The sequence below is a fragment of the Serratia sp. 506_PEND genome, from assembly GCF_001076875.1.
Taxonomy (GTDB): Bacteria; Pseudomonadota; Gammaproteobacteria; order Enterobacterales; family Enterobacteriaceae; genus Serratia; species Serratia marcescens.
The window spans coordinates 1-660 of record NZ_JVEL01000624.1 but is presented as its reverse complement, the minus strand read 5'-3'; the positions used below and the strand labels follow the sequence as shown (position 1 = coordinate 660).

The 660-nt window shown below is 42.8% G+C and carries 1 pseudogene; it reads right to left on the bottom strand.

What is annotated here, in order from left to right:
• Positions 1-184 (bottom strand): annotated as a pseudogene (locus tag ADK28_RS33245) (hypothetical protein); the annotation flags it as partial.
• Positions 185-660 lie beyond the last annotated feature (476 nt).

Below are 660 nucleotides of genomic sequence, written 5' to 3'. Positions count from 1 at the left end.
TATCCGGGATGGCCTGATTAATTAGCTGGTTTAAAGCCTGTCGACAGCTTTCTGCATCCTGCCTGGGAATATTGCTGGTGTTAATTTTGTTGCTGGCATTCAACCATCCGGCATAAAACGCGCAAACTCTCAGGTCCCGACTCGTTATGAGTCCTCGCCTGCCATNATCATAATTTACAGCCATTATCAACACCTCATAAATTAAATTACACAGTAGTGGTGGTTGTAGTGATTGTCGTGGTTATACAGTAGCATGATGATGGTTTTCACGTCACTTAAAAACACATCTGGTAGTCATCGTGAAGTAAGGTTGTGGTTATGTTGTGGTTTTGACTGGGTTTTATCATGGTTTTACAGTCGTTATTTTTAGTGTTTTATCCCTTTTATTCGCCTTGTTGCCCTGTTCTATGTCTGTATTTCAGCCTCTCTATACACTCAGTGTACTCTCTCGTTAGAGCGCCTGAACGTTCTCTGTTTTGCCCCGTCATGGCGCCTGGTTCGCTTCTTGATGCATTTCTGGCATCAGACAGGATCAATCATTCATATTTTCATTCGTTGCTCAGAATCAGTATTAAGGCCTTCTATGGGGAGTGATGATTCAGGGGTTAATCTGGCTGGGGGTTATTTGAGATGATGAGGTGTCTTTTCTTCTGGTTGTTG